We start from the raw sequence: 7166 nt of genomic DNA on the forward strand, positions 1-7166 counted from the left end.
CGCCCACCCCGATTCCGAATCCAAATACTGTCCTGCGAAAAGCAGCGGCGTCGACGTCTCACCGTGCCAGGTTCGAAGAGGGTGTCAGCCGTACGTGCAGCATCCCGGGTAGGCCAGCGCTGCCGGTCGTAGAACTCAGTCTTCAGCGTCGACCAGAAGGACTCGGCCATCGCGTTATCGAAGCACACCCCGGTACGCCCCACGGACTGGGCAATGCCCATCTCGCGGCAGACGTCCCAGAGCTGCTCGCTCGTAAACTGTGCTCCACGGTCGGCGTGAAACACCAGGCCATCAGGAACGTCACCGCGTAGCGTATACGCCATCCGCAGGGCCCGATCGACCAGGGAAGTATCTTGCACACTATCCATAGCCCAGCCCAGCACACGGCGGGAATGACCGTCACGGACCGCGCACAAGTACAACCAGCCCTCCCCGGTGCGCAGATAGGTAATATCCGACATCCACACCCGGTTCAGCCTACCGACATCAAACATGCGCTTGACCAGGTCAGGAAGCGTGGACGTACGCTTGGACTGAATCGTGGTCACCGGGACGAAGGCACGCGGTGAAATCCCCTCAATGCCCATCAGGCGCATCCGCTTGGCCACGGTCTTCCGGTTGAGCGTAATGTCGTAGCGCTCGGCAAGTTCCGCAGTGATCCGCGGTGCACCGTAGACCTGATCGGAGTCTGCCCAGATCTGGTGGATCTTGCGGTCAACATCGTCATAAAATGCTGCCCGATCATCGTGACCTAAGCGTCGTTGCTGCTGGGTATGGAACCATTTGTAGTAGCCGGATCGAGACACCTTCAACAGGCGTGCCATGCGTTTGATGCTGTAGTTTGCCTTCTCTCGTCGCATTAGTTCGAACTTTTCTGTTCGCGTTGCTTCGCGGCGAAGAAGGCTGTCGCTTTTGAGAAGAACTCGTTGTCCATCCGGGCTTCTGCCAGCTCCCGGCGCAGGCGAGCGATCTCGGTCCGAAGGTCCGCCTCACTCATCCCATCGGCTGCGCCTCGGCGCTCCCGCTCGTTTTTGACCCACTTGCCTAAAAGCCCCGGGGCGACACCGATCTCTCTGGCCACTTGGGCGATCGGGCGCTGCGACTCAATCACGAGATTCGCGGCTTCACGCCGGTACTCCGGCGTGTACTTCTTGCGTTGTTGGCTCACAATGAACATCCTCTCCTACGGACACAACATCCGTACAAGTTGGGTGTCCACTAAACGAGGGTAACCTCAGGGCAGTTCACAGCAGTTCAGTGCAAGTGCGTTTATTGTTGGCGTGGTGTCCAGCTGGTCAAGCTGGCGATATCCTTTCGGTGAGTGACCCACCCTTTAATCAAACGTGCAACTTCATCACTCGACGGAGTGAAAGTGAAGAACTGTTCACCTGTATCCGCATTGCGGTACTCTACAGCCCAGTCCTGGTTCTCAGCCTCCCACCGCGCACGGATATGACTGGTACGCAGATCATCATAATCATCCTCCTCATCATCACTGTTGCGTTGAGAAACAACAATAAAACTCTCATCCCCGTCAGGGATGGTGATCTTGTTCATGAACTCAAGGTTCTCATCGATCAGTTCCGGGGAATAATACGGCAGATCATCCTCGTAGGTCCGAATGCGGTGAGTAGGACGTTCCGTACCACGGGTAATAACGTTATTGAATTTGGGCACCGCAAGGCACACATGGTTCTCAATAGCGAGATGTGCCCGATTCTTTGCAAGCGGGGTTGGGTACGGGTGGTTGACCGTCAACCCGATAATCCCATCCCCAATAACCTCAAAACTAGGGATGTACTCATCAAGAGCTTGTTCACCGAAGCGTTCCAACGCAGGAGTAGAACGAGGCGGCAGCGCCAAACGCTGCGCCACCGTAGGCAACAAAAGCTTCTCTGCAGTTGGCTCAACCGCAATAATGTCAGGCAAGGTCATTACCATCATCCTTTTTCAAAATCAGGTGATCATGATCGTCAGAAAACACTATCTTCAAAGGATCGTAAAACCCCTCAGGCATCGGCGGCACAAAAGGATCAACAAGATCCTCCACAAGCTCATCAAAATCCTGGTAAATAAGTGTTTCTTCCTCCTCTTCCAAATCCAGATAAATAATTGCCCCATCCGGGTAAGCACGATGAGAAATATTCATCAACAACGGAGTATGAACAGTGCCACTACCCTGGCCAATAAACAGTCCCCACTTCGGATAACGCCAAATTTTAGCGATACGACAAGCATCCGTATCAAGGTTGTACCCATACACCGAATCTCCCCGCGGCCCATGACCATAAATCAGATCAATAGCCTCAAAACTCGTCGAAGAACAACCATCATACCTACGTGAGCACTCATACTCAGACGTGACGGTGCCACCACCACAACTTTTAATCAACTCCCGATACCCCTGCGGCAACTGCAGACCAAGATTACGTTCAATTTCCTGAACCCTCGCCTCATCACACGGCCGAGCCGGAGCAACAAACACCTCTGAGTAATCCATGAAGCCATCCTAAGCTCGGGATAAAAAAGCATGCACCTAGCCTGTAGCTGCATGCCGGGCGATCAGATGTTCTCCCGGCTAAAGCCCTCTAACAACTTTCGACGCCCCGCGCGGCCCACCCGAGATGCGAAACGTGTGGCCGTCCGCTATCTTCCCGGGCCCACCATCAGCAAGCGTTACACCACACTAAGGGACGCAACCGGTCCGGGCCACTAATACCACGAGTGATCACCCTGCCCTTGTGCACACTTAGTCCGAACCAAGCATACGGTGAGTGTGGTTAGTCGATGCTGATACCAGCAGATTCAACATCAGCGATCAACGCACCCAGCTGCGCCGCATCAGCCGGTAGACCATTGAGCTTCTCACGTACCACAGCAACCTCATCAGGCTGGCCAGTAACACCAACACCGTCGCCTTCAGGATCCAACTCAACACCAGCAGCAATAGTGTTGATAGCTTGCCAATACCTCAACACAGCATCCAAGAAATACCCACTAGCGTCACCCCCTGCTTCCGTCACTGCTTTATCAAGCTGGCTATCAACAAGGACTTTGGCATACATCGTGTCCTTCCCAGCATCATCACCAGCCGATTCATCAAGCCTGATCACACTCGTACGCATACCAGCATCAGTGGTGCACTCATCGCGTTGACCATCAATGTCTTCATCCGGAGGACTCAACTCAGTGGGAATATCCAACCCCAAATGGAAACAACGATACTGCTCCAACCACAGATCAAGATCACCTATGGCAAACCAAGCCCAGGGAATCAGAAGGTAATCGCGTTCTGCGGGTTCTGATGAACGCGTTGCCTGGCCAGCGACCCACATTCTGATGGTCCAATCAGTGGTGTCCACCTCTGTGACATCAAGGGGATAATCCAACTCTTCAGGCACAAACCCCGGCAAACCCGGGCGGTAATCACCGTGAATAACTGCAGTGTGCTCGATGTTAAAACCAGGCCAGTCCTCAGATAGTTTACCGTCACGAATAAACGGCCCACCTTTAGCAAAAGCAGTGTTCAACAACGGAAACGGCGGGATAATCCAACGGCTCGTTGTGGTGTGTGCCTCCGGGTCAAGGCCAAGCACACGCACATTGTCATCAGTAAGCGGCACAGCAACTAAAGACGGGCCAATCTGCCGAAACTTAGTCGCATAAATATGCACCTCAACATCCCCACGAACAGTTGGCATACGCAACCGCGTATTCGCCGTCGGCCGAATCGCCTTCATCGAAGAATCAAACTGCATAAAATACGTCATTTTTAAAGTCCCTTCCTAGTGAGCGAATTTAAGCGCACCCTTGTCCATCATCCAATTGGCCCACTGGACCGCACCTTCATGCACGCTTCTAGACGTAGCTATTTCGTGGCGTCGATTGTGCAGCAAGGTATCGCTGTTTCCGAACTTATCGAAACGTAGATCAGAAATCTTAGCTTCTTCGAAGGCCCGTGCTTGGTAACGCGTGAAGGCATTAGCCCCGTCATTGAGTTGATCAGTATCTATGTCCGCAACCTTCATTCTTGTCTTAAATCTGTCGCCATGCTGGAGAGCACGTTGCTCGGTGTCGACTGACTGACCGACATACTTCATTCCTGGCCCATTTTCATGCCCATAGCTGTATAGATAGGAGTCCTGGCCACTCGGGTTCCTATTGAGAAACTCCATCGTCTCATCAATCTTTTCCGGTTTCACACCTGCATTGCGCAAATCCTGCGCGGTGACTTGGTGCGCCTTTAAGCCGAATACATCTACCCAATGAGCAGCGTGGTCTACATACCCCTGCGCGGAGGCCAGATGCGGACTGACTCCAAGGGGGTCTTGTGCGTTGTAGATTCCCGCATGAGGGTCATAGTAGCGGTATCTGTTATACGCCCATCCGGATTCCGCATCGAGGTATTGGCCTGCGTATAGCAAAGGCGAGGACTCCGCGCCGCACCACGTGCGTTTTCCATAGAGAGTCTGTTCGGCATAAGCAACAACGGTCCCATCCACAGGGCTGACAAGTTCTTGGGGTGAACCGGCGAGATCTGTCATAACAAACACAAAGTCGGCAATTGTCTCTCCTGGCGTGGTTGAACCATCGCGCTGGTGCCCACGCAGTTTGATTTGGCCGACAACTTGAACTGTCGCTGGATCGGTGATCCACACATATCCCGAGCCCAGATCATGGCACAGAGACTCATCAGAAGCTTCATGGTTCACAGAACTGTGCTCGCTGATCAATGTCTCATCGGCGGTAGAGTAGCTGACCTGCTCTGCCACGAGTTGCTCCCCCGCGTGAACGTATACCGTTCGTGTGAGCAGCTCACCAGTTTCAATGTCTACTCGCTCCTTCGCCACGCGGCGCCCCCGCGGATCATAAAAGTAGCGATACCCAACTCCCGGCTCGTCCGATGTCGTGAATCCGATTGGCTGTTCGCCTGATGCGTAGAAGAACTTATGCACCAAAGGTTTCTTACTGATCCGTTTGGTGACAGTCTGAGTAACCCGCCCAGCCTTATCGTAGGTGTAGGTCGTTCGGCCAACTCTGGTAGGCATCGTGCCATCGAACTCCACCCGTGAATTAACGCCGGACAAAGCTGCTTGGTTGATCGTCTTCTTTTGGGAAGGACCGCGGTTACTTCCCAATGCGGTTGATGGTAAGTGTTCCTTCGCGTCAATGAAGTTAAGCACCCCCGCAGAGGAGAAACCGTAAACCTCCTCTGTGGTTTCTCCAAGTGATAATTGCCCAGTAGTGAGTGGAGCTTTTTGGTCGGCGCTTCGATTAGTCCTGGTGAGTCGAGTAACCCTCCCAGCCAGATCAAGGTCAAATGTGGTGATCCCGCGCAGGTAATCTGCAATGGATTTAAGAGCCCCATCTTCGCGCCACTCAAACATGCGAGAAGATACGGTTCTCAATCCATTCCCAGATGATGAGTCAAGTGCTAGCAGCGAGACGGCGGTTGTCCGCCCGCGATCATCCGTTAACAAGTTTTGAATGAGAGATCCGGTTCGAATGCGGTTACGAAGACCTCGCTCGTCGACACCGTATTCAATGTCGGCGATTGACTCACTTACCTCAGAACCCAAAGAGATACGTGAGTGCTCGGAACGAATAATCTCGCCTTCACCATCACGCATGAAACGCGAACTAAACGTATCTCCAAGGGGGAGAGCAATACTTTCTGAAAGTATGTTCCCAGCGCGGTCAAGTTCCACACTGTGTTCGGTTGTTTCACCGCTTAGGAGCGTTATTCGCTCAGCCGTCGTACGTCCGAACTCGTCTCGGATGTAATCGATAGTCGCGGAAGGTCCACTGATCCTCGTTAGTCTGTCAAATTCATCGTAGGTGAATTTCGTTACCCCGGACGCGTCGGTTATTGACTTAGTGCGGCCATCTGCATGCCGCAACTGGGACGTAGTACCCGCTGGTGTCGTTACAGTTGCCAGCAAACCGTCCGGACTTACCGTTGCAGAGGAGGAAATTCCGTTGTAATCAAGCTCACCTGCCAGCATGCCGTCAAGATCGTAGGTGTAAGACCAACGGTTGCCGTCAGAATTAAGCAAGACAATTGGCTGCATCTGAGTGTTGTACTCAAGACGCGTCGTCGCTCCACAGAAATCTATTGACATACTCGGCTTGTCAAAAACGGTGTACTTAACTGTTCCCGTTGCGCCGATCTCATTTGTATGAGCAACCCTGTTGCCCTCGCTGTCATACTCGATGCTCACTGAGGTGCCATCCGGATTTTCGACTACCGCTGGCCAGCCCTCGGGGGTGTAGCGCACCGTGGTGACTGCCCCAACCGGATCGATACTTTCAACAACTAAGCCTCGAACATCGCGCAGCATGCTGGAACGTCGACCGGCATGATCAATTACAGCAAGCGTCCGTCCAGCATCGTCGCACTCAACCTCAGTTACAGTACCGTCCGCGTGACGAGTTGCCTGCGGTACAATTCCGCTTGCCCGAACGTCGTAGCGGTATTCGGTCACTGCCCCACTAGAAGATGTCACTGACTCAACAAGGCCGAACGCGTCGAGACAAAACTCAGTTACCGATCCATCGGTATCGATGCTACGAACCGGCGTACCCCATTTCCCCGGCTCGATGCTGGAGCGCGTACCATTTGGAAGCTCCTTTGAAACCATCAGACCATCTTCGTTGTAGGTGAAGCTGGTGGTGGCGCCCGCAGAATTAACTGTCCTGGTGACCTGGTGATAGTCATTGTGATCCTCGTCTTTAATCCCTCCTTCCGGTGTGATGGTGCGCCATACGTCGCCTTCTGGGGTAGAGCGGTAGACGGTGGGGCGGATATCACCTAGCACCTCGTCGTGGAGCCATTGTTGTGGAACGGTCCATGTGTCATCATCACGCTCCGCGGTGCGGCCGCGACCAGTTAAACCAGCTGCGTCAAGCCCACCTTCAACAAGTGCCTGGTAAAGGGGGAGTTGTTCAAGACGATTAAAGTAGTCCTCAACCACGGTGTCACCTAAGGTAAGTGGGTCACCTTGAAACTCGCCGGCTGTTTCAATGAGTACACACACTGTTCCACCAAGTGGTGCGTCTTGACCGGTGTCGTTGCCCCAGTAAAGAATATTCGGGAACATCCCCCCAGTACCTACCTGCGAGTGAACACGACCATGCTCGTCGAAACGGTAGTAGTAGGACACACC

Annotated in this window: 5 protein-coding genes and 1 pseudogene; all 6 read right to left on the reverse strand. The window is 53.4% G+C overall.

Features of this window, described 5'->3' with window-relative positions; genetic code table 11:
• A pseudogene (locus QP968_RS10820) lies at positions 1 to 863 on the reverse strand (IS3 family transposase); the annotation flags it as partial.
• On the reverse strand, positions 860 to 1177 hold the full coding sequence (locus tag QP968_RS10825; protein ID WP_284856415.1) for a transposase: 318 nt from the start codon (positions 1175 to 1177) through the stop codon (positions 860 to 862). The gene QP968_RS10825 and the pseudogene QP968_RS10820, both read right to left, overlap by 4 nt.
• Before the next feature lie 92 nt (positions 1178 to 1269).
• A complete protein-coding gene (locus QP968_RS10830; RefSeq protein WP_284856416.1) occupies positions 1270 to 1935 on the reverse strand; it encodes a hypothetical protein in 666 nt (221 codons plus the stop codon).
• Positions 1922 to 2500 carry an SMI1/KNR4 family protein gene (locus QP968_RS10835; protein WP_284856417.1) on the reverse strand — a complete coding sequence of 193 codons (579 nt, stop codon included), beginning with the start codon at positions 2498 to 2500 and terminating at the stop codon, positions 1922 to 1924. Before QP968_RS10835 ends, QP968_RS10830 begins: the two co-directional genes overlap by 14 nt.
• A 280-nt stretch (positions 2501 to 2780) precedes the next feature.
• Positions 2781 to 3770, reverse strand: coding sequence for a hypothetical protein (locus QP968_RS10840; RefSeq protein ID WP_284856418.1), 990 nt, complete (start codon positions 3768 to 3770; stop codon positions 2781 to 2783).
• A gap of 15 nt (positions 3771 to 3785) precedes the next feature.
• The gene (locus QP968_RS10845; RefSeq protein ID WP_284856419.1) at positions 3786 to 7100 is read right to left on the reverse strand and encodes an RHS repeat-associated core domain-containing protein; all 3315 of its coding nucleotides are present in this window, start codon (positions 7098 to 7100) and stop codon (positions 3786 to 3788) included.
• Positions 7101 to 7166: the final 66 nt, after the last annotated feature.

The sequence above is a fragment of the Corynebacterium sp. MSK041 genome, assembly GCF_030232265.1.
Taxonomy (GTDB): domain Bacteria; phylum Actinomycetota; class Actinomycetes; order Mycobacteriales; family Mycobacteriaceae; genus Corynebacterium.